Annotated in this window: 21 protein-coding genes; 14 read left to right on the plus strand and 7 right to left on the minus strand. The window is 51.8% G+C overall.

Annotated features, from left to right (window positions below):
- Nucleotides 1-146 precede the first annotated feature (146 nt).
- The 7 genes from HMPREF2572_RS02370 to HMPREF2572_RS02395 all read left to right on the plus strand — a co-directional run bounded on the left by HMPREF2572_RS02370 (nucleotide 147) and on the right by HMPREF2572_RS02395 (nucleotide 8753).
- Nucleotides 147-1265: a methyltransferase gene (locus tag HMPREF2572_RS02370; protein WP_070496064.1), complete on the plus strand. Its 1119-nt coding sequence runs from the start codon at nucleotides 147-149 to the stop codon at nucleotides 1263-1265.
- Between the two features lie 40 nt (nucleotides 1266-1305).
- Entirely contained in the window at nucleotides 1306-1989 is a 684-nt protein-coding gene (locus HMPREF2572_RS02375) for a 16S rRNA pseudouridine(516) synthase (RefSeq protein WP_070496066.1), read from the plus strand.
- 361 nt (nucleotides 1990-2350) lie between these two features.
- Nucleotides 2351-3610: a glutamate-5-semialdehyde dehydrogenase gene (locus tag HMPREF2572_RS02380; RefSeq protein ID WP_070496069.1), complete on the plus strand. Its 1260-nt coding sequence runs from the start codon at nucleotides 2351-2353 to the stop codon at nucleotides 3608-3610.
- 287 nt (nucleotides 3611-3897) lie between these two features.
- Nucleotides 3898-4695 (plus strand): hypothetical protein, encoded by a 798-nt coding sequence (locus HMPREF2572_RS02385; protein WP_246827741.1) that lies wholly within the window; start codon nucleotides 3898-3900, stop codon nucleotides 4693-4695.
- Nucleotides 4682-4900, plus strand: a complete 219-nt coding sequence (locus HMPREF2572_RS15000) for a hypothetical protein (RefSeq protein ID WP_246827742.1) — start codon at nucleotides 4682-4684, stop codon at nucleotides 4898-4900. Before HMPREF2572_RS02385 ends, HMPREF2572_RS15000 begins: the two co-directional genes overlap by 14 nt.
- Nucleotides 4901-5318: 418 nt before the next feature.
- Nucleotides 5319-7346 (plus strand): BCCT family transporter, encoded by a 2028-nt coding sequence (locus tag HMPREF2572_RS02390; RefSeq protein ID WP_070496071.1) that lies wholly within the window; start codon nucleotides 5319-5321, stop codon nucleotides 7344-7346.
- Nucleotides 7347-7829: 483 nt separating this feature from the next.
- Entirely contained in the window at nucleotides 7830-8753 is a 924-nt protein-coding gene (locus tag HMPREF2572_RS02395) for an RluA family pseudouridine synthase (RefSeq protein ID WP_070496073.1), read from the plus strand.
- A gap of 225 nt (nucleotides 8754-8978) precedes the next feature.
- On the opposite strand, the gene HMPREF2572_RS02405 is transcribed toward HMPREF2572_RS02395, so the two are convergent.
- On the minus strand, nucleotides 8979-10232 hold the full coding sequence (locus tag HMPREF2572_RS02405; protein ID WP_070496075.1) for a D-alanyl-D-alanine carboxypeptidase family protein: 1254 nt from the start codon (nucleotides 10230-10232) through the stop codon (nucleotides 8979-8981).
- 215 nt (nucleotides 10233-10447) lie between these two features.
- Between HMPREF2572_RS02405 and ilvA the strand changes: the two genes are divergently transcribed.
- Nucleotides 10448-11974 carry a threonine ammonia-lyase, biosynthetic gene (ilvA, locus tag HMPREF2572_RS02410; protein ID WP_070496077.1) on the plus strand — a complete coding sequence of 509 codons (1527 nt, stop codon included), beginning with the start codon at nucleotides 10448-10450 and terminating at the stop codon, nucleotides 11972-11974.
- A 137-nt stretch (nucleotides 11975-12111) separates the two neighbouring features.
- On the opposite strand, the gene HMPREF2572_RS02415 is transcribed toward ilvA, so the two are convergent.
- Nucleotides 12112-12435 carry a hypothetical protein gene (locus HMPREF2572_RS02415; RefSeq protein WP_070496080.1) on the minus strand — a complete coding sequence of 108 codons (324 nt, stop codon included), beginning with the start codon at nucleotides 12433-12435 and terminating at the stop codon, nucleotides 12112-12114.
- A 10-nt stretch (nucleotides 12436-12445) separates the two neighbouring features.
- Nucleotides 12446-13063, minus strand: a complete 618-nt coding sequence (locus HMPREF2572_RS02420) for a hypothetical protein (RefSeq protein ID WP_246827743.1) — start codon at nucleotides 13061-13063, stop codon at nucleotides 12446-12448.
- A gap of 90 nt (nucleotides 13064-13153) precedes the next feature.
- On the opposite strand from HMPREF2572_RS02420, the gene rph reads away from it, so the two are divergent.
- From rph to HMPREF2572_RS02440, 4 genes are all read left to right on the plus strand, one after another.
- Nucleotides 13154-13879, plus strand: a complete 726-nt coding sequence (gene rph, locus HMPREF2572_RS02425) for a ribonuclease PH (RefSeq protein ID WP_070496082.1) — start codon at nucleotides 13154-13156, stop codon at nucleotides 13877-13879.
- Nucleotides 13880-14300: 421 nt separating this feature from the next.
- Entirely contained in the window at nucleotides 14301-15737 is a 1437-nt protein-coding gene (locus tag HMPREF2572_RS02430; protein ID WP_070496084.1) for an MBOAT family O-acyltransferase, read from the plus strand.
- Nucleotides 15738-15752: 15 nt separating this feature from the next.
- A complete protein-coding gene (gene patB / locus HMPREF2572_RS02435; protein ID WP_070496086.1) occupies nucleotides 15753-16823 on the plus strand; it encodes a peptidoglycan O-acetyltransferase PatB in 1071 nt (356 codons plus the stop codon).
- A 113-nt stretch (nucleotides 16824-16936) separates the two neighbouring features.
- Nucleotides 16937-18046 (plus strand): SGNH/GDSL hydrolase family protein, encoded by a 1110-nt coding sequence (locus HMPREF2572_RS02440; RefSeq protein ID WP_070496088.1) that lies wholly within the window; start codon nucleotides 16937-16939, stop codon nucleotides 18044-18046.
- A gap of 168 nt (nucleotides 18047-18214) precedes the next feature.
- Here HMPREF2572_RS02440 and trpD read toward each other — a convergent pair whose 3' ends face one another.
- From trpD to HMPREF2572_RS02455, 3 genes are all read right to left on the minus strand, one after another.
- Nucleotides 18215-19249, minus strand: a complete 1035-nt coding sequence (gene trpD, locus HMPREF2572_RS02445) for an anthranilate phosphoribosyltransferase (RefSeq protein ID WP_070496090.1) — start codon at nucleotides 19247-19249, stop codon at nucleotides 18215-18217.
- Between the two features lie 67 nt (nucleotides 19250-19316).
- Nucleotides 19317-19907, minus strand: a complete 591-nt coding sequence (locus HMPREF2572_RS02450) for an aminodeoxychorismate/anthranilate synthase component II (RefSeq protein WP_070496092.1) — start codon at nucleotides 19905-19907, stop codon at nucleotides 19317-19319.
- A gap of 14 nt (nucleotides 19908-19921) precedes the next feature.
- Nucleotides 19922-20257, minus strand: a complete 336-nt coding sequence (locus HMPREF2572_RS02455) for a hypothetical protein (RefSeq protein WP_070496094.1) — start codon at nucleotides 20255-20257, stop codon at nucleotides 19922-19924.
- A 142-nt stretch (nucleotides 20258-20399) separates the two neighbouring features.
- Here HMPREF2572_RS02455 and HMPREF2572_RS02460 point away from each other — a divergent pair, with 142 nt between their 5' ends.
- Nucleotides 20400-21278, plus strand: coding sequence for a cupin-like domain-containing protein (locus HMPREF2572_RS02460; protein ID WP_070496097.1), 879 nt, complete (start codon nucleotides 20400-20402; stop codon nucleotides 21276-21278).
- 260 nt (nucleotides 21279-21538) lie between these two features.
- On the plus strand, nucleotides 21539-21844 hold the full coding sequence (locus HMPREF2572_RS02465) for a hypothetical protein (RefSeq protein WP_070496099.1): 306 nt from the start codon (nucleotides 21539-21541) through the stop codon (nucleotides 21842-21844).
- Between the two features lie 78 nt (nucleotides 21845-21922).
- On the opposite strand, the gene HMPREF2572_RS02470 is transcribed toward HMPREF2572_RS02465, so the two are convergent.
- Nucleotides 21923-23251, minus strand: coding sequence for an anaerobic C4-dicarboxylate transporter family protein (locus tag HMPREF2572_RS02470; RefSeq protein WP_070496101.1), 1329 nt, complete (start codon nucleotides 23249-23251; stop codon nucleotides 21923-21925).
- Nucleotides 23252-23517: the final 266 nt, after the last annotated feature.

The raw sequence follows: 23517 nt of genomic DNA on the forward strand, positions 1-23517 counted from the left end.
TCGAGGGAAGGGCTTTTTTGCAAAGGTCTCATCACAATCCAAGCTGCGCTCGCTTGTTTAGAATGCTCCACCCCTCCATAACGGCAATACATCGTAAGCCGAAATATAGTAAACTTGCCGTCAGTTTTCCCTTCCTCCTTCCCGTCATGTTCCCCATTATCTTGACCGACCGCGCCGCTGCCGAATGGCGCAACGAAAGCACGCAAAAGCCGCCCAAGCAGGCGGTTTATGTGCATGAAAGCAATGCCGCCGATATTCTCAAAAACGCCCATGCCCACACGGCAACGGTTTGGACGGGCGATTTCCACAACGCCAAGCAAGTGTTGGCGGCGATGAAAAAACGCGTCCGCAGGTCGTCTGAAAAAACAAAAAACGCGCCTATCGATATTCAGACGACCTTCCACACCCACCGCATGAAGCAGGCGCAGCAAAGCCGCGTGTTGAATATGCTTGCCGTCGAAATCGGTGCAGGTTTTCAGTTAAACAACCCGCGCGCGCCCGACGTCCGCGCCGCTCTTGCCGATGTGTACGACGAACCGAACGACGCGCCGTTTTTGCTGCCACTCAACCAGCTTTTGGGCTTTATCGGCGCACACGAATGGCACAAAAAGGGTATAGACATTCCGCAGCTTGGCGGCAAAATCCACGTCCCCTTCGGCGTGTTCTCGCCCCTGCGCGGCGAATATTTGGACTTAATCGCCCAAGCGCCGTTGAATCCTAATATTCAGACGGCGTTCGACATCGGTACAGGTTCCGGCGTTATCGCCGCCATCCTTGCCAAACGCAGCATTCCCGACATCACCGCCACCGATACCAACCCCAAGGCCATCGCCTGCGCAACCGCCAACCTCGCCCGCTTGGGGCTGGACAAACAAGTCGCCGTCCAAGCCGTTGATTTGTTTCCCGAAGGCCGCGCCGACCTGATCGTCTGCAACCCGCCGTGGCTGACCGCCAAACCGACTTCCGCCGTCGAAACCGCCCTCTACGATCCCGACAACGCCATGCTGACCGCCTTTTTAAACGGCGTGCGGCAGCATTTAAACCCGCAAGGCGAAGCGTGGTTAATCATTTCCGACTTGGCGGAACATCTGCATCTGCGCGACCGCGATTTTCTGGAACAATGTTTTCAGACGACCTCTTTAGAAGTGGTCGATATTCTGAAAACCAAACCGCGCCACCGCAAAGCCGCCGACGAATCCGACCCGCTCGCCTTTGCCCGCAACAGGGAAACCACTTATCTCTATCGTTTGAAAGCAAAATCCTGATATACAATTAGGTCGTCTGAAACCCGTTCCCGCCATTCCCATGCAACTGATCAAATATCTCCAATCCCAAGGCATAGGCAGCCGCAAACAATGCCAGTGGCTGATTCAAAACGACTGTGTCGAAATCAACGATACAGTCCGCAACGACACCAAAGCCGACATCGATCCCGCTGAAGTCCAAACGCTGCGCATAGACGGCGAAGACATCGTCGTCGTCCCCATGCCCTATTTTTATATCCTGCTCAACAAGCCTGCCGATTACGAAACCTCGCACAAACCGCAGCAATACCCCAGCGTTTTCAGCCTTTTCCCCGACCATATGCGCAATATCGACATGCAGGCGGTCGGCAGGCTGGATGCGGATACGACGGGCGTTTTGCTGATTACCAACGACGGGCAGTTCAACCACCGCGTTACCTCACCGAAACACAAAGTCCCCAAAATCTACCGCGTTACCCTGAAGCATCCTGCTGACAAAAGCCTGTGTGAAACGCTGAAAAACGGTGTCCTTCTGCACGACGACAACGAGACCGTCCGCGCTGCCGAAGCCGTTTTGGAAAATCCGACCACCCTGCTGATGACCATTACCGAAGGCAAATATCATCAAGTCAAACGCATGGTCTCCGCCGCCGGCAACCGCGTCGAACACCTCCACAGGAACGAATTTAACGGACGAACGGTAGAAAATTTAGCCTCAGGGGAGTGGAAATTCATCACGGTTTGAAAATTTTGAAGTTTTTTCAAAAAAAATTTAACCATTATGATTTTTTTATTTGTTTAAAAACATGATGATATAAGTGTTAAGATGTCATTAACCAAACTTAACGCCATCATTCGTGAACTATTATATAATTCGCGTGTCTGAGTAACACTTGCTTCGAGAGAAGTGAGTAAGTGAGTAAGACGTTTTCCCCGTAATGTGTTTGGCCATCTATACTTTTCCCCTTAGTATAGATGGTTTTTTTTATCTGCGATTTTCTCAGTCCTTTTCCCAGTATCGCTGGAATTGTCTTTCTGCGTCCTATTGAATTCCCGTTCAGACGACCTTATCATCAACCTATTCCCACTTTTCCCGCAGAAATACCATGCAAAACATCCAAGACTACGTCCGCCGCACTGCGTCCGCCGCCAAGCAGGCATCCTATATTGTCGCCGCCGCCGAGACCGCGCAGAAAAACGCCGCGCTCCTGCGCACCGCCGAACTCATCAAACACCATCAAACCGCCATCCTCGCCGCCAACGCCCAAGACATGGAACAGGCCGCGCAGAAAGGTTTGAACGACGCCCTGCTCGACCGCCTGCGACTGACCGAAAAAACCATAGACGCCATGTGCGAAGGTTTGCGCCAGATTGCCGCCCTGCCCGACCCCGTCGGTGAAATGGACGAATTCCGCACCCGCGAAAACGGCTTGCAAATCGGCAAAATGCGCGTACCGCTGGGCGTTGTCGGCATCATTTACGAATCCCGCCCCAACGTAACCGTCGATGCCGCCGCCCTCTGCCTCAAGTCCGGCAATGCCTGCGTCCTGCGCGGCGGCAGCGAAGCCTTCAACAGCAATATGGCGCTCTCCAAACTGATTACGCAGGCATTAGTTGAAAACGGCCTGCCCGCAGCAGCCGTCAGCCTGATTGAAAACACCGACCGCGAAATCGTCGGCGCCATGCTGCAAAGTCCCGAATTTATCGATGTCGTTATCCCGCGCGGCGGCAAATCGCTGGTTTCCCGCATCGCCGCCGAAGCCCGCGTACCCGTCATCAAACACCTCGACGGCATCTGCCACGTCTATATCGACCGCGCTGCCGACGCCGAAAAAGCCGTCAACATCGCCTTCAACGCCAAAACCTCGCGCTACGGCACCTGCAACACCATGGAAACCCTGCTCGTCCACCAAAGCCGTGCCGCCGAAATCCTGCCCGTATTGGCGGAGAAATACGCCGCCCGCGATGTCGAGCTGCGCGGCTGCCCGCGTACCCTTTCCATCCTGCCCCACATTCAGACGGCCTCCGAAGAAGACTGGGACACCGAATACCTCGCCCCCATCCTCTCCGTCAAAATCGTCGACAGCCTTGAAGAAGCCGTCGCCCACATCAACACCCACGGCAGCCACCACACCGACAGCATCGTAACCGAATCCTACACCGACGCCCGCACCTTCCTGCGCACGGTCGACAGTGCCAGCGTCATGGCCAATGCCTCCACCCGCTTCGCCGACGGCTTCGAGTACGGCCTCGGCGCGGAAATCGGCATTTCCACCGACAAAATCCACGTCCGCGGCCCCGTCGGCCTGCACGGGCTGACTTCGCAGAAATGGATTGTGTTGGGCGACGGACAGGTACGGTCGTAACTCCTTCGCTTCCTTGAGTGATAAAACGGCAAAAGGTCGTCTGAAAAACAGTTTTCAGACGACCTTTTTTACTGCAATGGCAAATCTTATTGCCTATTATCGGTTTCACGAAAATGCAATATCGTTATACGGCTATCATCGACACAAACTATTCCATTATAATCATTCAAATTTTCATGACGGCTGAACCTCAATCCGATACGACGATTTTAACTCGATGTATCCGCGCTCAAAGGTCGTCTGAAACTATTTCAATTCCGATAAATCATCCAAAGGAAACCAGCATAATGTCGGACAACACCGCCCTGAAGGACAAGAAACCGCGCAAGCCGTACCTTACGCTGCTCTTTACCGTTTACGCCTTGTGTTACGGCGTTTTACTCGTGTTTCTCACCGTTCAGCTTGCCGTAGCTTCCGGCGGGGTGGCAGCTTTTTTTGCCTCTATGCTCCATTTCGGTATTTTCGGACTGGTGTTCGGCAGTCTGGCTAGTGTGGCTACAATAATTACCGGTTTACTCTATATGCTTGGCTATATGTTGGTTTGGGGCATACTGACCGGTATGGCGATGACGCAGCTTCGTTTGCGTAGGAACTTGAAGCATATCTTGACCGCCATGCTCATCGGCTTTGTCTGTTCCTACATAAGCACGATATTGTTTGCGCTGTTTTTGTCAAAAGATATAGAGATGCTGTTTAATTTTTATTTCGAAGGATTAACGATATTCAGCCTATTGAATGCGTTTGCCGTTATTCCCTTTGGGCTGGTGTTTTTACCTAGTGAAAGCGGGTATAAACGGGAGCGGGAAATTGCCGTGAAAACCGTGAAGGCGGGCATTCATGCGGGGCAAGTCATTTTTGAACATGCAACTGAAAAAAAAAAGCGTTTTTTCTTACCGCTGGTGGATTCCGCTTGCTTTTGCTTTGGCAGGCACACCGATTTTCCTGACTTGCGCCTTCCTGATGCAGCCGGACTCCGCCTTCCCCGACACACAAGCTTGGAGCGCACACTTTATCCCGATGACTTTCTTTGGCTTTGCCGCCATGGTGGCAAGCGGTTTGACGGCAATGCTGATGCGTCTGCGTAAAGACCAAAAAGGCATTTTGAGCTGCCTTGCCCTATCGTCTGCCTACTTCGGCGTTATGGTTTATCTGCCGCCCATCAAGAATCCCGATTTGAACCCCTACGCCCATTTGCTCAATCCGTATTGGCTGCTGGCGGCTTGGCTGATATCGGTCGGCGTCTGCATTTGGCTGTCGTTTAAGAAAGTAGATGGCGGCAATGGCACATAAAACTGATGAGGGGTCGTCTGAAAAGCGTTTCAGACGACCCCTTTGCCTATTTTATCGTCGCTAACCCTCTTGCCCCCAAACACACACAAATCTTTCCCAATTTGAAACAATTCCCTGATTTTGTTATTATTCCTTCAAAAAAAGAAATAATCATCATCAATTTTGTCTCACCCAGCCCTCATTACGGCCGATTCATCTGTGCGTTTTTACTCCCTTTTCCCCTTGTTTTTTTCATCCGGCAGGACGGTCTAAACGCCATTCATGTTTTGTCTGCGTTTATATAGTGGATTACCAAAAATCGGGAAGGTCTCGGATCTCGTCCGACAGACCATGTTTTATTCCCAGTTTTTGTTAATCAACCATATACGGCCTTGCGCCCGCGTCCGCCTGCCTCACCATCCTAAAAGGAGGTCAAGGTTTGTCTTTATTTCATTTTTTACGCAATCGGTCTTCGTTTAATCCTTTTGTCGTCTCGGTAACGCTCGCTTTCGTACTGCTGGTCATCGGCATCGCGCTTTTGGTGCCGCAACAGGCGGAAACCGTCCTCAATGCCGCTAAAGCAGGCGTGTTCAAAAATTTCAGTTGGTTTTACATCTTGGCGTTTTCCGCCTTTTTCTTCTTCCTGATCGCCCTTTCAGTCAGCAGCTTAGGCAACATCAAACTGGGCACCAACGAAGAAGAGCCTGAATTTAACTTTTGGTCTTGGATTGCCATGCTCTTTGCCGCAGGCATGGGTGTCGGGTTGATGTTTTTCGGCGTGGCGGAACCGCTCACCCACTACCTTTCGCCCATCACGGAAGGAGGCGACGGAATCAAACAGCAAGATGCTTTGCTCCATACGCTTTTCCACTGGGGCGTACATGCCTGGTCGGTTTATGCCGTTATCGCCTTGGCGCTTGCTTATTTTGCCTTCCGCTACAAACTCCCGCTCTCGTTGCGTTCCTGCTTTTATCCGTTGTTGAAAGAAAAAACCGACGGCAAGGCGGGCGACATCATCGACATCCTCGCGCTGGTCGCCACCCTGTTCGGCATCATTACCACGCTCGGCTTCGGCGCAACGCAGCTGGGCGCAGGCTTGGAACAACTGGGTTGGATTGGAGAAAATACCTTTTCCATGCAAACCGTCGTGATTTTCATCGTCATGGGCATGGCGATTGCATCCGCAGCCTCCGGCATAGGCAAAGGCGTGAAAATACTGAGCGAATTGAACCTGACCTTTGCCTTCGCGCTGATGTTTTTCGTCCTCGCCACCGGCCCCACCCTCCACCTGCTCTCCGCTTTCAACGACAACCTCGGTACTTACCTGAGCAACCTCATACAGCTCAGTTTCAAAACGTACAGCTACGAACAAAACCACACCGAATGGTTCGGCGGCTGGACCATCTTATACTGGGCGTGGTGGTGTTCTTGGGCGCCTTTTGTTGGACTCTTCATCGCCCGCATCTCGCGCGGACGCACCATACGCGAATTTATTTTTGGCGTTTTAGCCGTTCCTTCCTTGTTCTGCGTCATCTGGTTCACCATCTTCGGCGATACCGCCATTTGGATTAACGACCATGTCGCAGCAGGCGCACTCGGCGCATTGACCGGCACACCTGAAAAACTCCTTTTCCGCTTCCTCGAATATCTCCCGTTGCCGACCATTACTGGATTCGTCAGCCTCACGGTGATCGCCCTCTTCTTCATTACCTCCGCCGACTCCGGCATTTACGTCCTCAACAACATCGCCTCCCGCGACAAAAGCCTGACCGCCCCGCGCTGGCAGGCAGTGATGTGGGGGCTGCTGATGTCTGCCGCCGCCATCGTTCTCTTGCGCTTCGGCGGACTGCCCACCCTGCAAACCATGACCCTCATCGTCGCCCTGCCTTTCGCCATGCTCATGCTGGTCATGTGTTTCAGCCTATGGCGCGGATTAAACGCCGACCACAAATACTTCACGACCGCCGTCACCCCCTCCAGCGTCTATTGGAGCGGCGACAATTGGCAGGACAGGCTCGAGCGTATGCTGAACCAAACGCAGGAACAAGACATCCTCAAATTCCTCAAAACCACCGCCCTGCCCGCCATGCGCGAACTGAACGAGGAGCTGTCCGACAAATACAGCCTGAGCGTCGACATCCAAACCCACTTCGACCGTGAAGAACCTGCCGTCGAATTCACCATCCACAAAGAGTCCCTGCGCGACTTCATGTACGGCATTAAAACCATCAAGCGCGAAGTGTCCGAACAACTTATCAAAGACGGCCACCTCCCGCACATCCGCCACAACGTAACCTACGAACCCTACACCTACTTCTTCGACGGCCGCAGCGGCTACGACGTGCAATACATGAACCGCCGCGAACTCATCGCCGACATCCTCAAGCAGTACGAGCGTTACCTCAACCTCCTGACCAATGTCGGACAAGAACTCATGTCGCACCAGCAAACCGAATTGGCGGAATAAGTTTTGTTTGAATAAGTTGCAACCAAGGTCGTCTGAAAACAGATTTCCCGTTTTCAGACGACCTTTCTTCATGCGTTCAAATCAAACCACACATTCCACCCGCAACCCTCCCGTAGCGTGGGCCTTGCCCACGAAAAACGCTGCCCAACCTGTCTTTAAAACCCCAAATAAAAAACGTCGTCTGAAAACGGACTTCCCATTTTCAGACGACCTTTTTTCATGTGTTCAAATCAAACCAAACATTCCATACACAACCCTTCCGTAGCGTGGGCTTTGCCCACGAAAAACACCGCCTAATCTATCTTTAAAAAAACCAAATAAAAAGGTCGTCTGAAAACCCAAAATCCGGCTTTTCAGACGACCTCTTTTCCCATCATCCGTAACACAATCTTTCCCCACGCAAACCGCTTCATTATCACCCGACAGCCTTACCCCGACTTAGGTCGTCTGAAAAAAAGGCCGAAACCGAGTACAATCCGCCACATGAAAAAACGCTCCAATCCCCTCCCGCTTTTAAACGGCGTCAAACCCAGCTATTTGGTGCTGCCGCACGAAAAACCGTTTTACGGCCTGCCCCTGTTGCATTTCCTCTGCGTCCGCTTTCCCTTCGTCGGCGAAAACGATTGGCGCAGGCGCTTGAACAGCGGCTTCGTCGTCGATGCAGACGGCGTGCCGTTTGACGAACACACGCTGTTCGAGCCGGGCAAAACCATGTTTTATTACCGCGAAACCAGCAGCGACAACGAACCCGTCATTCCGTTTGAAGAAAAAATCCTGCACATCGACGACCATCTGATTGTCGTTGACAAACCGCATTTCCTGCCCGTTATTCCCAGCGGGCGTTTTCTGCGCGAAACCCTGCTGACCCGCCTGCGCCTGCGGCCGGAATTGCAGCATTTAAACATAGCAGACATTACGCCGGTTCACCGCTTGGACAAAGATACGGCGGGCGTGATGCTGCTGTCGCACAATCCTGCCACGCGCCGCGATTATCAAACGATGTTTCAGGAAAAAAGCGTCCGTAAAACTTATCACGCCGTCGCGCCGACGCGGACGGACTTGGTGTATCCGTTGGACGTAGTTTCACGCATGGTACGCGGGGAACAGTTTTTCACGACGCAAGAAATCGAAGGCGAGCCGAACGCCCATACGACGGTCGAATTGATTGAAAACCGCGGCGAATTCAGCCTCTACCGGCTGATGCCGCATACGGGAAAAAAACACCAGCTTCGGGTGCATATGATGCGTTTGGGTATGCCGCTGCTAAACGACGCGCTTTATCCCACCCCTTTGGCGGTGGGCGATGAAGATTATGAAAAACCTTTGAAACTACTGGCAAAACGCATTGAATTTACCGACCCGATTAGCGGAGAAGAAAGAATATTTGAAAGCGGATTTGAGTTATAGTGGATTAACTTTAAACCAGTACGGCGTTGCCTCGCCTTGCCGTACTATTTGTACTGTCTGCGGCTTCGTCGCCTTGTCCTGATGTACTATCTGCGGCTTCGTCGCCTTGTCCTGATTTAAAGTTAATCCACTATAACTAGACTTTGCCGTCGCCTCGTGTAAATTAAATCCAAAACAAAGGTCGTCTGAAACCATTTTCAGACGACCTTTTTACATCAACTCAGCTTATTTCGAGCTGCTGCCGAACAAGCCTTTGAACCACAATACGATATCATCCCACATCCGTCTGAACCAGCTGCCTTCTTCAACGGAATGGAGGGCGACGACGTTTTTCTCGGTGATGACTTTGCCGTCTTTGACGATTTTGAGTTTGCCCAAGCTTTGACCTTTGCGTATCGGGGCGATAACGGGCTGGACGGTTTCTAAAATCGGTTTGATGTTTTGTCCGGCATCGTGAGGAATCGTGATGTATACGTCTTCGAGGAAGCCGACGTTCACCGATTTGCTGCTGCCTTTATAAACTTTGACCTTGGAAATGATTTCGCCGCCGTTGTAGAGCTTGGGCGTATCGAATGCCTGCAACGCCCAGTTGAGCAGTTTACCGCTTTCGGAAGCGCGGGCTTCGGTGGAATCGGTACCGACAACGATGGAAACGATGCGTCTGCCGTTGCGTTTGCTGGACGCGGCAAGGTTGTAGCCTGCGCTTTCGGAATGTCCTGCCTTCAGGCCGTCCACGCTGGAGTCGCGGTAGAGCAAAAGGTTGCGGTTGGGCTGCTCAACATTGTTGTATTTGAAGGATTTAATCGAAAATACAGGATAGTATTTCGGATAATCGTGTATCAGCGCGGCGGACAAAATGGCTAAATCGCCGACGGTGGAAACATGGCCTTCGGCAGCCAATCCGGTCGGGTTTTTAAAGTGGGTTTTGGTCATGCCCAAACGCTTGGCTTCTTCGTTCATTTGTTGGACGAACACGTCCACCGAGCCTCCTCCCATGGCTTCGGCAAGCGTGGTGGCGGCATCGTTACCGGATTGGACAATCATGCCTTTAATCAAATCGCTGACGCTGGCGGGGACTTTGGGAATGAGGAACATCCGCGAGCCTTCGATTTTCCAGCCTGCATCGGACACGGTCAGCATTTGGTCGGCGCGCAATGTGCCGTTTTCCAAAGCCTTGAACGTGAGGTAGGCGGTCATCATTTTGGTCAGCGAAGCCGGTTCGATCTGCGTGTCGATATTGTTAGAGGCAAGCACTTGATGGCTGTGCAAATCGGTAACAATGTATGCGGCAGCGGCAATGGCAGGCGGCGCATCGGGGCTGTTGATGCTGGGCATCATGGCTTCGGGCTGAGATGCGGCGGCAGGAGCCGGCTCGGAAGCGGCAACTGCGGGAGCTGCGTTGTTTTTAGCCGCTTGCGGCGCGGCTTGCGCGGCGGTAATCATCATCGCCGCGATCAATACGGATAATGTTTTTTTCATTGGAATGTGGTGCGGAAATAGAAATAAAAACAACCGCGTCGTGCGGTTTGGCGCAAAAGGCTGTCATTATACCGCCGCAACTTCGCTTTGCTAAGATTTTTCTTGATTTCAGACGACCTCGCGGGTATGGTTTTACCTTTCCGCCGTTTTGTTGACAAAGTTTGACGCGGACGGCGGACACTCTTTTCGAAAATACTCCTCCGGCACACAAAACCATGAACAACCGCCCATCTTATTCCGATTACCTCATCCGCATCCTGACCGCCTCTGTTTACGACGTTGCCGTCGAAACCCCGCTCGAACCCGCCATCGGGCTGTCGGGTCGTCTGAACAACAACGTCCTGCTCAAACGCGAAGACCTGCAACCCGTGTTTTCCTTCAAAATCCGCGGCGCGTACAACAAAATGGCGAAGCTGCCCAAAGAAGCGCTCGCGTGCGGCGTGATCGCTGCCAGCGCGGGCAACCACGCACAAGGCGTCGCACTTTCGGCACAGCGTCTAGGCTGCCGCGCCGTCATCGTTATGCCCGAAACCACGCCCCAAATCAAAATCGACGCCGTCAAAAGCCGCGGCGGCGAAGTCGTCCTCAAAGGCGTTTCCTACAACGATGCCTATGATTACGCGATGGAGTTGGCAGAAAAAGAAAAACTGACCTACATCGCCCCGTTTGACGACCCCGACGTGATTGCCGGTCAAGGTACGGTCGGTATGGAAATCGTGCGCCAGCGTCCCGACGACATCCACGCCATTTTCGTCCCCATCGGCGGCGGCGGACTGGCTGCAGGCGTTGCCGCATTCGTCAAACAAGTTCGCCCGAGCATCAAAGTCATCGGCGTGCAAACACACGACTCCTGCTGTATGAAACAATCCGTCGAAGCCGGAAAAGTCGTCAGCCTCAAAGATGTCGGACTCTTCTCCGACGGTACCGCCGTCAAAGTCGTCGGCGACGAAACCTTCCGCCTCTGCCGCGATCTCTTGGACGACATCATCACCGTCGATACCGACGCCATCTGCGGCGCCATCAAAGACATCTTCGACGACACCCGCAGCATCACCGAACCCGCCGGCGCGCTCGCCCTTGCCGGCTTGAAAACCTATGCCGCCCGCAACCGCATCCAAAACCAAACCCTCGTCGCTGTCACCAGCGGCGCCAACATGAATTTCCACCGCCTGCGCCACGTTTCCGAACGCAGCGAATTGGGCGAAGGCAACGAAGGCATTTTCGCCGTTACCATCCCCGAAGAGCGCGGCAGTTTTCTCAAGTTCGTCAACCTACTCGGCAGCCGCAACATCACCGAGTTTAACTACCGCTACGGCGACGACCAAAAAGCCCACATCTTCGTCGGCCTGCAAACCGCAGGTTCCCAAGACCTTGCCGTCATCAGCCGCCAGCTGACCGAAGCCGGGTTGCCCAATGTCGACCTGACCGAAGACGAAATCTCCAAAATCCACATCCGCTACATGGTCGGCGGACGCACAACAAAAGTCGCCCACGAACGCTTAATCAGCTTCGAGTTCCCCGAACGCCCCGGCGCGCTCGCCCGCTTCCTCAACCATATGCAGGGCGGCTGGAACATCACCCTCTTCCACTACCGCAACCACGGCGCCGACTACGGCCGCATCCTCGTCGGCATCGACGTCCCGACCACTGACGATGAAGCATTTGAAAACTTCCTCGAAAGCCTCGGTTACAGCTATCAGGACGAAACCGAAAACGCCGCATACCGCCTGTTCCTCGCTTGATAGGAAGGCAGAATAAAAGGTCGTCTGAAACTCTTTTTATGGTTTCAGACGACCTTTGTGCTGTGTAAAGACTGAGTTGGCGAATCAATTTCTACTCAAGAAATACGAGCTGCTTTTTGCCACACGGACTGCGCATCCTAATGTGCACACACAATGACGGCTTCCAGCCCCACCGATGATGAAATATAGTAAAAATCATATGACTCATGCCGTCTTTGTTCTACATAAAAACTGATGGATGGAAACGACTCAATCAACCATTCAGGACATGATTGATTGTGATACGTCTGAATATCAAAAATAACATTCTGCGTACCGATATTATCAAAATCAAAAAACACCACGTTCTGAAAATCCAATATTGAATCGTCAGCAAGAAAAAATTTGAGGATTTCTTTCTTTGACTCATAAACATAGCCAATAATTTCTGCGTCGTGGTAATCCTTATCAAAGTTTTTCATACTCTCCTCACTAACCTAAAGCTATACGTGCATCTTCCGAAAAAACTGATTTATCTTCAATTAGCTGCTTAAGATACAATTTAATGAAAGGCAGTTTCCGATGAAATGTCAAAACTTGGAGTGCTGCACTGCTTATTAACTCATTTTCATTTTTCTTGATGACATTCATTGCAAACTCTGCTTCATTAACAGTTATTGGCGCTCTTTTTAAAATATTCAGCGCCTCAATCCTAAGATAAATATCCTCATCAAGATTCTCAACAAAATCAATTATTTTTTCAAAAATATAACTATAATCAAATTCGCCTATATACACCCTCAAGATACTGAATGCTTCATGGCGGGCAATATCGGATTCTTTTGAACTTAGACCGATATCCAAAAGAAAATTCGCCAACTCCTCAGACATATCCTCATCAGCGTAATTTTGTAGAAATTCTTCTTTCTCACTATCATTCCTAAGTTTTTGATAGGATGATTTAAATTCTGCACAATTCATAATAATGATCTCAAAAATATTTTTTGAATTTAATTTTAGTCCCAATTTGGTCAATTCATCAGACGCATATTTAAATTGCAGAGGATACTCAACGCAATCCACTATACCGCCCCATTTTTTGGGATTCAACCTTTGTTTTCAGACGACCTTCCCATCTCATTTGGCTTCTGCCCTATAATACCGACCACAAATTTTTACCGTTCCCCCTAAGGACAAATCATGAGCAATTACCCCCGCACCTCGCGCGATGCCGACAGCCTACGCGATATCAAAATCACCCCGCACTTTCTGCCGCACGCCGACGGCTCGTGCCTGATCGAATGCGGCAACACCAAGGTTATCTGCACTGCTTCCATCGACGAAAATGTCCCGCCGTTCCTTCGCGGCAAGGGGCAGGGCTGGGTTACTGCCGAATACGGGATGCTGCCCGCGTCCACCGCCTCGCGTATGCGCCGCGAAGCTGCGGCGGGCAAACAGTCGGGGCGCACTCAGGAAATCCAGCGCCTGATTGGGCGTTCGCTGCGCGCCGTCGTGGATATGGAAAAACTCGGCGAACGCCAAATCCTGATTGATTGCGATGTGATTCAGGCAGACGGCGGGACGCGCACCGCGTCTATCACCGGCGCATTCGTCGCCCTGCAAATTGCCATCAACAAGCTGCTTTCAGGCGACCTCATCAGCGAAAACCCCATTCGCGAAGCCGTTGCCGCCGTATCCGCAGGCGTGGTGAACGGCGTGCCGCTTTTGGATTTGGACTATCCGGAAGACTCCGGCTGCGACAGCGATGTCAACATCGTTATGACCGCTTCAGGCAAAATCATCGAAATCCAAGGCACGGCTGAAGGCGCACCGTTCAGCTTGGACGAATTGGGCAAACTGATTGCGCTGGCGCAGAAAGGCATTACGGAGTTGACGGCGCACCAGCAAGCCGCCTTATCCTCCTAAGCATAAATTATCTAATCGTTTGAAATAAAAAGTTATTCTCAAAACCAAACCTTATTAAAAGCAGATTCAAGGTAAAACTCGTCAAGGTTTAAATACCTTACGGGCATCTTTACCCCGAATCTGCTTTTTTTTCATATTGAATCAAGTCATTGCTTGAAATTGAGTGTTGAAAAAAGGGCAATCAGCATGCCCAGCCCAACCTGCTTTTTATCTCTGAAATTTTAAAAAAACCCTGCTTATCCAACACGATATTTATGACAAAAGCCTTTCAAAACCCTTCTCAAATTCAGACGAGCGGTTCTAAAACAAGATTAGCGTTAGTTGTATAAATTCAAACACTTATTTACAATATATGGTTCGCTTCGAGTTGCCAAACCTATATTTCGGGGCATCTGAACAATAAAAATTTCAAGGAACACTTATGCCGTTGCTGTCGATTGAATTCGCGGTATTTTTTATTGCTTTTCTGCCTCTTTATTGGGCATTTTTCCGTATGCCGTCGGTGCAGAATGTTTTGCTTCTGCTGGCGGGTATGGGTTGGCTGTATCACTTGAATCCCATCTTTGCCGCCGTGATTGCCTGCTATTCGTCCTGCGTGCATCTGCTCGGTCTTTTGATGTCGTCTGAAAAGGAAAACGTACGGAAATTCTGGCTGGGCTTCGGCGTAGCGTCGGCTTTGGCAGTATTGTGTTTCTTCAAATATTTCGACTTTTTCCGCCCGTTTATCCGCCAATACACAGGGCAGAGCGAGATTGTCGATATCTTGATGCCTTTGGGGCTGTCTTATTACACGTTTCAATCTTTGGCTTATTTGGTGTACTGCTGCCGCCATCCGATGGGCGACCGCTTCGCGTGGCATGAGTTGCTGCTGCATTTGAGCTTCTTCCCGACCATTACTTCCGGACCGATTATCCGCGCGGCGGCGTTTAAAAGCATAGACGGAGAACAAGCGGGGGCTTTGGCGCAGATTCGGACGGCAGAACCGCGCGCATTGGTACGCCCCGCGTTGGCGGTGTGCTTGATTTTGCTGGGCATTGCTAAAAAATGGTGGCTGGCAGGTGCGCTGGGAGACGGCTGGGTATCGCCCGTTTTCGAGAATCCCGCCCAGTTTGACGGCTGGGGTGTATTGTCGGGGGTGTACGGCTATACTTTCCAGCTTTTCTTTGATTTTTCAGGCTATTCGGATTTGGTTATCGGGATGGCGATGCTGCTCGGTTTCCGTCTGCCGAAAAACTTTGCCGCACCGCTGCGCGCGTTCAATATCCGCGACTTCTGGAACCGTTGGCACATCAGCCTTTCCACTTGGATACGCGACTATATTTATATTCCTTTGGGCGGCAACAAACACGGCTTCATCCTGACGCAGTTCAACTTGCTGCTGGCGATGGTTTTGTCGGGCGTTTGGCACGGCTACGGCTGGAATTTCCTGCTTTGGGGCGCGCTGCACGGCGTGGCATTAATTTTGCTTAACTGCGGCGACAAAATATTCGGTCGGGACGGTTCACGTCGTCTGAAAATCTTGCGTCCGCTTGCTTGGTTCGTCACTTTTCATTTCGTCTGCTTCACTTTCGTCGTGTTCAACACCGGCAGCCTCGCCGATACGCAGATGGTGTTTGATGCCTTATTCGCCAACGAAGCAGGTTGGGCTGCGCCGAAGCAGGCGGATATTCTGCTGCTTGCCTCGTTTGGTCTGATGATTTTGCTCTACCCGTATTTGCTTCGCCTGTTTGACGGCGCGGTAGCGGCGTTGGAAAAAATGCCGATGTGGCTGTGGTTTATACCGCTGACGCTGGCGTTGGTGTTGATTATCGTATTGGCGCCGTCGGGCATCCCTGGCTTTATTTACGCCGACTTTTAAAAGGACAATCAGAATATGAAACGCTTTATTTCCCTGTTTGCTTCCCTTTTGGTTTGCGCCTTTGGCGCGGCGTGGTTCAGTCAAGACTCCATCAATGCCTATTGGCAGCAGACTTATCATCAGGCATCCCCGCTCGAGCCTTTGTCCGAATACGAATGGTGGCGCACGGGCGCGAAGCTGCAACAAGACGCGTACGCCTTTTCAGACGACCTCAAAGCGCGTTTGGCAGGACAACCTGTGATTGCCGAACCGGAACCTCAAATCGCTGAAGACGACGGGCCGTCTGAACAAAATGCGCAGCTTAATGCGTCCGAACCACAGGAAAAAAACCGTCCCGCCGCCGGACGCCAAACGGCACAAAACGGCGGACAACCTGACACGCATCATCTCCCTATCGCCCCGCCCGCTAATATCGTTCTCGGACAAGGCGACAAGGTCTTTTTTGCGGGCGACTCGATGATGCAGGGCGTTGCGCCTTTTGTCGAAAGAAGCCTGAAAAAACAATACGGTATCCAGTCGGTGAACCTAAGCAAGCAAAGCACCGGATTATCCTATCCCAAGTTTTTCGACTGGCCGAACACCATCGAGCAGACACTCAAACAACAAGCCGACATCCGCCTTCTGGTTGTCTTCCTCGGTCCTAACGACCCGTGGGACTTCCCCAAAGGCAAAAAATACCTGAAATTCGCCTCGCCCGAATGGTCGGAAGAATACCTCAGCCGCGTCAACCGCATCCTGACCGCCGCCGAGCAACACCACGTCCAAGTCATTTGGATGGGCATTCCTTATATGAAACAGGCAAAACTTAACAAGCAAATGCGATATCTCGACAAACTTTTAGCAGACGAGATCAGTCCAAAAGCCTTGTGGATACCGACCGACAAGCTCCTCAGCAACGGCTCCGACACCTACGCCGACTCGGTCAACATAAATGGAAAAATCATCCGCTACCGCAGCAAAGACGGCATCCACTTCTCTGCTGAAGGACAAAAACTGCTCGCGGATAAAATCATGGAAAAAATCGTTTTTCAGACGACCCCTGAAGTGAACGGCGAAGCACGCACGGAACAATTATCCGCACGTTAAGCCATATCGGCAGCAAAAGGACGGCGTTTTGTTTATCCAATGCCGTCTTTTTCGTTACAATAGCCCTCCGCCGCGTCAAAAGACGTCGTCTGAAAACCACACACAGGAAACTCATGAACATCAAAACCCTGTCCGTATCCCTTACCGCATTGTGCCTGTCTGCCGCCGCCCCCGCCGCCGATATGCTGCTGGAAAACTACGGCAGCAGCCGTCCCACATGGCTCTCCAAGCTCAAAAAACTCGACCGAAGCTCGGACGGCAAATTCCGCATCCTCCAAATCGGCGATTCACACACCGCCGGCGACCTTTTCACCGAACAACTGCGCCTGCGCCTCCAGCAAAAATGGGGCGACGGCGGCATAGGCTGGGTTTACCCCTCTACCGTCAAAGGACAGCGCAGCGCAGCCGTCCGCTATGACGGCTCATGGCAAACCGTCAGCAGCCGCAGCGTTTCAGACGACTTCCCCTTAGGCGGTATCATCGCCAAATCCAACGGCAGCAGCGTTACCATCAGCGCTAAGGACGGCAGCAGCGGCGAGAAGCAGATTTCCGTCTTCGCCAAACCCGTTCTGCCCGAACAAACCCTGTCTTTCAACGGACGCGAAGTTCCCGCCGGAAGCAGCGGCTGGCAAATCATCCGCAGCAACAGCCGCCTGCCGCTGGCCCTCAGTAGCTCCATGCCTTGGGACATCGGCTACATCAATATCGAAAATCCCGGACGCGGCGTAACCGTTTCCGCGCTCGGCATCAACGGCGCGCAACTGACCCACTGGTCCAAATGGCGTCCCTCTTGGCAGGATGACCTTGCCCAAACCCGCGCCGATCTCGTTATCATCGCCTACGGCACCAACGAAGCCTTCGCCCGCGATTTGGACATCACAGCCACCGAACAAAGCTGGCGCAGCTACATCCGCCAAATCAAACAGAGCCTGCCCGACGCAGGCATCCTGATTCTCGGCGCGCCCGAATCCCTTAAAAGCACCTCAGGAAGCTGCGGCACACGCCCCGCCACCTTAAGCAGCATCCAACAAATGCAGCAGCGCGTCGCCCGCGAAGAAAAAATCATGTATTGGTCGTGGCAGAACGCGATGGGCGGCGAATGCAGCATGAAAAGTTGGATGAGCCAAGGCCTCGCCGCCAAAGACGGCGTCCACTTCTCAGGCAAAGGCTACCGCCAAGCCGCCGACCGCCTTGCCGACAGCTTGATACAAATGGCAGATTAAACAAAAGGTCGTCTGAAAATTTTCAGACGACTTTTTTTTGATGACGGCACGTTTCTATCTTTTCTTGAAGACGGTCAATCCGCCTCAAATGCCTATCGAATGGTTTCGCAGCGTTTCAGCCCATTCCCGATAATCAGCATCGAATTTCCGTTTTCAGACGACCTTTGCTCATTCTTTAGCAAATTGCTGCGTAAAGCGGATAAATTCTTCTTTTTTCGCTTTTGCCTTGCCCGAATCAATGGCTGCTTCGGCGGCTTTGACACCGTCCGCCAACGAAGGTACGACATTGCCGGCATAAAGCGCGGCGGCGGCGTTGAGCAGGACGATGTCGCGTGCTGCGCCATGTTTGCCGCTCAACACTTCATCCATTTTTTCCAAAGACTCTTGCGCGTTGGCGACTTTGATTTCGTCCAAATCGCGGCGGATTTCAATGCCGAAATCGGCGGGGCTGATGTCGTATTCGCGGATTTCTCCATCTTTCAGCTCGGCAACGCGGGTTTTGCCGGTCAGTGTGATTTCGTCCAAACCGCCTTCGCCGCACACGACCAAAACGTGTTTGGAACCAAGCTGTTTCAATACGCGCGACAGGATGCCGCACAAATCGATGTGGAACACGCCCAAGAGCTGGTTCGGCGCGCCGGCGGGGTTGGTCAGCGGGCCCAAGATATTGAAAATGCTTCTAAACCCGAGCGAACGGCGCACGGGCGCGACGTGGCGCATCGCACTGTGGTGGTTTTGGGCAAACATAAAGCCCAAGCCTGTTTGACGGATGCTTTCGGCGACTTGCTCCGGCGTAATGTTCAATACCGCGCCCATCTGCTCCATCACGTCCGCCGCACCGCTGGACGAAGAAACGGAACGCCCGCCATGTTTAGCGACTTTTGCGCCTGCCGCAGCGGCGACAAACATGGAAGTCGTGGAAATATTGAAGGTTTTTGCACCGTCCCCGCCCGTACCGACAATATCGACGAGGTCGTCTGAATTTTCCAGCGGCACTTTGGCGGCAAATTCTCGCATGACGGCGGCGGCGGCGGTGATTTCCGATACGGTTTCGACTTTAATCCGCAATCCGGTCAAGATGGCGGCGATTTGTTCGGGCGGCACCTGCCCGCTCATAATCTGGCGCATCAGGTCGGTCATTTCGTCGTAAAACAATTCGTTGTTGCTGATTAATCGTTCGATGGCTTGTTGCGGTGTAATCATGGTTCAATCCTTTTTACGGGTATTTTTACGTCAAACGTCGTCTGAAAGTTTTCAGACGACGTTTGGTTTAAGCGGCGGACGCTTGGAAGTCTTGAAATTCTTCCAAAAAGTTTTTCAACATATCATGTCCGTGTTCGGTCAACAGGGCTTCGGGGTGGAACTGCACGCCTTCGATGGCGTATTCCTTATGCCGCACGCCCATGATTTCCTGATCTTCCGTCCATGCGGTGACTTCCAGACAATCGGGCAGCGTATCGCGGGCGATGACAAGGCTGTGATAACGCGTGCAGGTAACGGGATCGGGTAAATCTTTGAACATGCCTTTGTTCAGATGGAACACAGGCGAAACTTTGCCGTGCATCAGCGTTTTCGCCCGCACCACATCCCCGCCGAACGCTTCGCCTATCGTCTGATGTCCGAGGCACACGCCCATAATCGGCAGCTTGCCGGCAAAATGGCGCATGGCGGCGACCGAAATGCCCGCCTCTTTCGGCGAACAAGGACCCGGCCCGATAACGAGATATTGCGGTTTCAAAGCCTCGATTTCTTCGAGCGTAATATCGTCGTTGCGGCGGACGACGACTTCCTGACCGAGTTCGGCGAAATATTGGACGATGTTGTAGGTGAAACTGTCATAGTTATCAATGAACAAAAGCATGAGTGTGTAGCCTTTTAGGGTTGTTTGACGGCGGCGATGTTTTCGGGCGAATTGATGAACGCCCACATCTGCTCTTCGGTTCGGAAAACGTCGTTACGGACAATATAATGCAGCGGATGCTTAATCAGCGCATCCGCTTTGCGGACAAAAACACGCATATTGCAGCTGTTTGCCGCCATTTCCAAAACTTTGGCGGCAAAAGCGGGGCGGTGCAGCTTGTCGTGCGTCAGAGGATGACGGGCGATGTATTCGTTCAGAGGCTTGCCGCTGCTGTGGAAATCCGTGTGCAGCGGGTCGAGGAATACAATAAAAAAAGGCATCTTGCCCAAATAATCGTCTGCATCGTTCATAAGCGTTTCGGACGGAATATTTATATCGACATAATATCACAACCACGATTTTTGATTCGCATCAGGTCGTCTGAAACATCGCTTGCCACCTTCCGAAATATTCACTTAAAATCAACCTTACATTCCAAAAAGAGATTTGCTTATGGGTTTCAAACTTACTCCGATTGATGTTGTTGATGACATCAGCCGCGAAGATTTTTATCAGAATTATCTCAAGCCGCGCCGTCCCGTCGTGATCAAAGGACTGACCCGCAACTGGCCTGCCCGTGACAAATGGTCGCTGGACTATATGAAAGAAACCGTCGGCGATATCGTCGTCCCCTTGTACGACAGCGCCAAAGCCGACCCTTCCGCGCCGATTAACGCCGCCAGTACGGAAATGCGCTTCAGCGACTATATCGATCTGATCAAACGCGAGCCGACGGATTTGCGGATTTTCTTATTTGACCCTATCAAACACGCTCCCGCCTTGCTGAACGACTACGTTTTCCCCAAAGAGCTGATGGGCGGATTCTTAGACCGTTACCCTACCCTGTTTTTCGGCGGTGCAGGTTCGGAAACCTTCCTGCACTACGACATCGATATGGCGCATATCTTCCATACGCATTTCGGCAAGAAACACATCATCTTGTTCGATTACAAATGGAAAGAGCGCCTGTTCCGCATTCCTTTCGCCACTTACGCGCTGGAAGACTACCACGTCGACAACCCCGATACGGAACGTTTCCCCGAGCTTGAAGGCATCGAGGGCATCGAATGTTTCCTCGAATACGGCGATACCCTGTTCATGCCGACCGGCTGGTGGCATTGGATGAAATACCTTGACGGCTCATTCTCCATCTCCCTGCGCGCATGGGATGAAAGCTGGGCGGTTAAGGCGCATAGCCTGTGGAACCTGACCGTACAGCGCAAATTCGACGACTTCATGAAAGCCCGCTTCAAAGCACGCTACATGAATTGGAAAGAACAGCTTGCCTGCAAACGCGCCCGTCGCGCATGGGAACGCGGCATGCCTCGTTAAAACAAACCTAAAGGTCGTCTGAAAACGGTATTTCAGACGACCTTTATCATCAAATTGCCTCGTATCCAGAGCAAAACTTGAAGCAATGGTTGGCATTGCTTCCTCAATACAGACACGGTACATAGGGCAAAAATGCAACAAACATGAAATACGAAGCGCATATTTTTTAAACAACGGCGATAGCTGAAACCAATCTGTCAAAGCAGGCGGGCCGACCTTGCCCCAGCCTGTTTTGCCCCATTTTTTAACCGGAGTGCATCATGCAAACACCTCTAAAATTCTTAACCGTCCTTGTTTTAACGGCATCGGCATTCTCAGCGTCTGCTCACGGCATGCATAAACATAAACCGCTGACCTTGGAAGAGCTGCCCAAAATCTGCCAGCAATACTTCACACGCGCGGAAACCTGTTACAAAAAGGCGGGCGCAAAATCTGATTTTCAGCGCAACAATACAAAATTCCTGTTCCAAGCCCTGCCTGCCGCCGATTTATCGCAACGCGAAACCATGTGCAAAATCGCCATGGATTCGTTTGCCGAAAAAACACGCTCGCTTCATTGCGAATAAGATTTTTGCCGGCAAGATATAGCAAAGGTCGTCTGAAAACGCATTTTGTGTTTTCAGACGACCTTTTTTCAGACGACTTTAAAAGAAGTAATTCGCCAGCAGCAAACCGAATGCCAAGCTGAACGCCATGCTCAAGAGGCCGGGGATCATAAAGCTGTGGTTGAAAATAAATTTGCCGATTTTGGTTGAGCCTGTACTGTCAAAATCAATCGCTGCGATAATCGGACCGTAGTTCGGAATGAAGAAATAGCCGTTCACCGCGACAAACGTGCCGATGATAATCGGAGCGGGAATGCCCAGCGAAATACCGATGGGGAACAGCGTTGCAACGGTTGCCCCCTGACTGTTAACCAAGACGGACAAAACGAACAGGGCAAACGCAAAAGTCCACGGCGCGGTTTCGACCAAATGCGATACGGTTTCTTTGACTTCTGCCAGATGACCGTGCATCAATGTATCGCCCAGCCATGCCACGCCGAATACGGCGATGACGGCGCGCATCCCCGCATGGAAAACCGAGCCTTTGGTAATCGCGTTACCATCCGGTTTACACAACAGAATAATCAGCGCGGCAGCAGAAAGCATGACGATTTCGATGGCATGCGCCATACCCATCAGTTTCGGACCCTCGTCCGTTTGAAAGGTCGGGCGCAGCTCCGGTACGGCACCCATGACGACCACCAGCAATGCGGCAGCAAGGAAAATCCCGACTGAAAGTTTCGCCTCTTTGCTGACGGGCGCATTGGATACTTCAACCGAATCTTTTTCGTTGGACTTTACATATTCCGGGTCTTTCAGCAACGCCTGATAATGCGGGTCGTCTTTCAACTCTTTGCCGAGCTTGTTGACGAATACGCAGGCGAGACCGATACCGAGAATGGTTGAAGGAACGGTCACTTTCAGCACATCAGCCATGGTAATGTGTTGAGGCTCAAGGTAGGTAACGCAGGCAACGACCGCGGCCGCAATCGGGCTGGCAACAATGGCAAATTGCGACGCGATGACCGCCATCGTCAGCGGACGCGACGGGCGGATGCCGTTGCGGCGGCTGACTTCGGCAATAACGGGCAATACCGAATAGGCGACGTGTCCCGTGCCTGCCAATACGGTAAACAGATAAGTGACCGCAGGCGCGATGAAAGTGATGTATTTCGGATTGCGGTGTAAAACGCGGGTGGCAATTTTAATCATGTAGTCCAAACCGCCGCTTGCCTGCATCGATGCGGCGGCGGAAACAACCGCCATAATCATCAGCATCACGTCAATCGGCGGACTGGTCGGCTCAAGATGGAAACCAAAGGCCAAAACCGCCAGCCCGACACCGCCGAGCACGCCCAAGCCGATACCGCCGACCCGTGCGCCGATTAAGATACACACCAGTACGATGGCGAACTGGATAAAAAACATTGTGGACATGGACACTCCATTGTTTGTAAAAAAATCTTGAAGAGGAAACGGATTAAAGCGGATATCGGCGGAAACTGTTGTTGCATTACATCCGATATTAATATTCTTGCTTTTATTTTAAATACCAACGCTTTATCCGATTAAATCGGGCGTGATTATAGAGTAAGCACTCGTTATTAACAATGTTTTACTGAAATCAAGATACAAAAGGTCGTCTGAAAACGCCAAAAGGTATTTGAACTGCACCCCAAAAGTTGGACACATCC

This window comes from Neisseria sp. HMSC064E01 (genome assembly GCF_001808875.1).
GTDB classification, from domain to species: domain Bacteria; phylum Pseudomonadota; class Gammaproteobacteria; order Burkholderiales; family Neisseriaceae; genus Neisseria; species Neisseria sicca_A.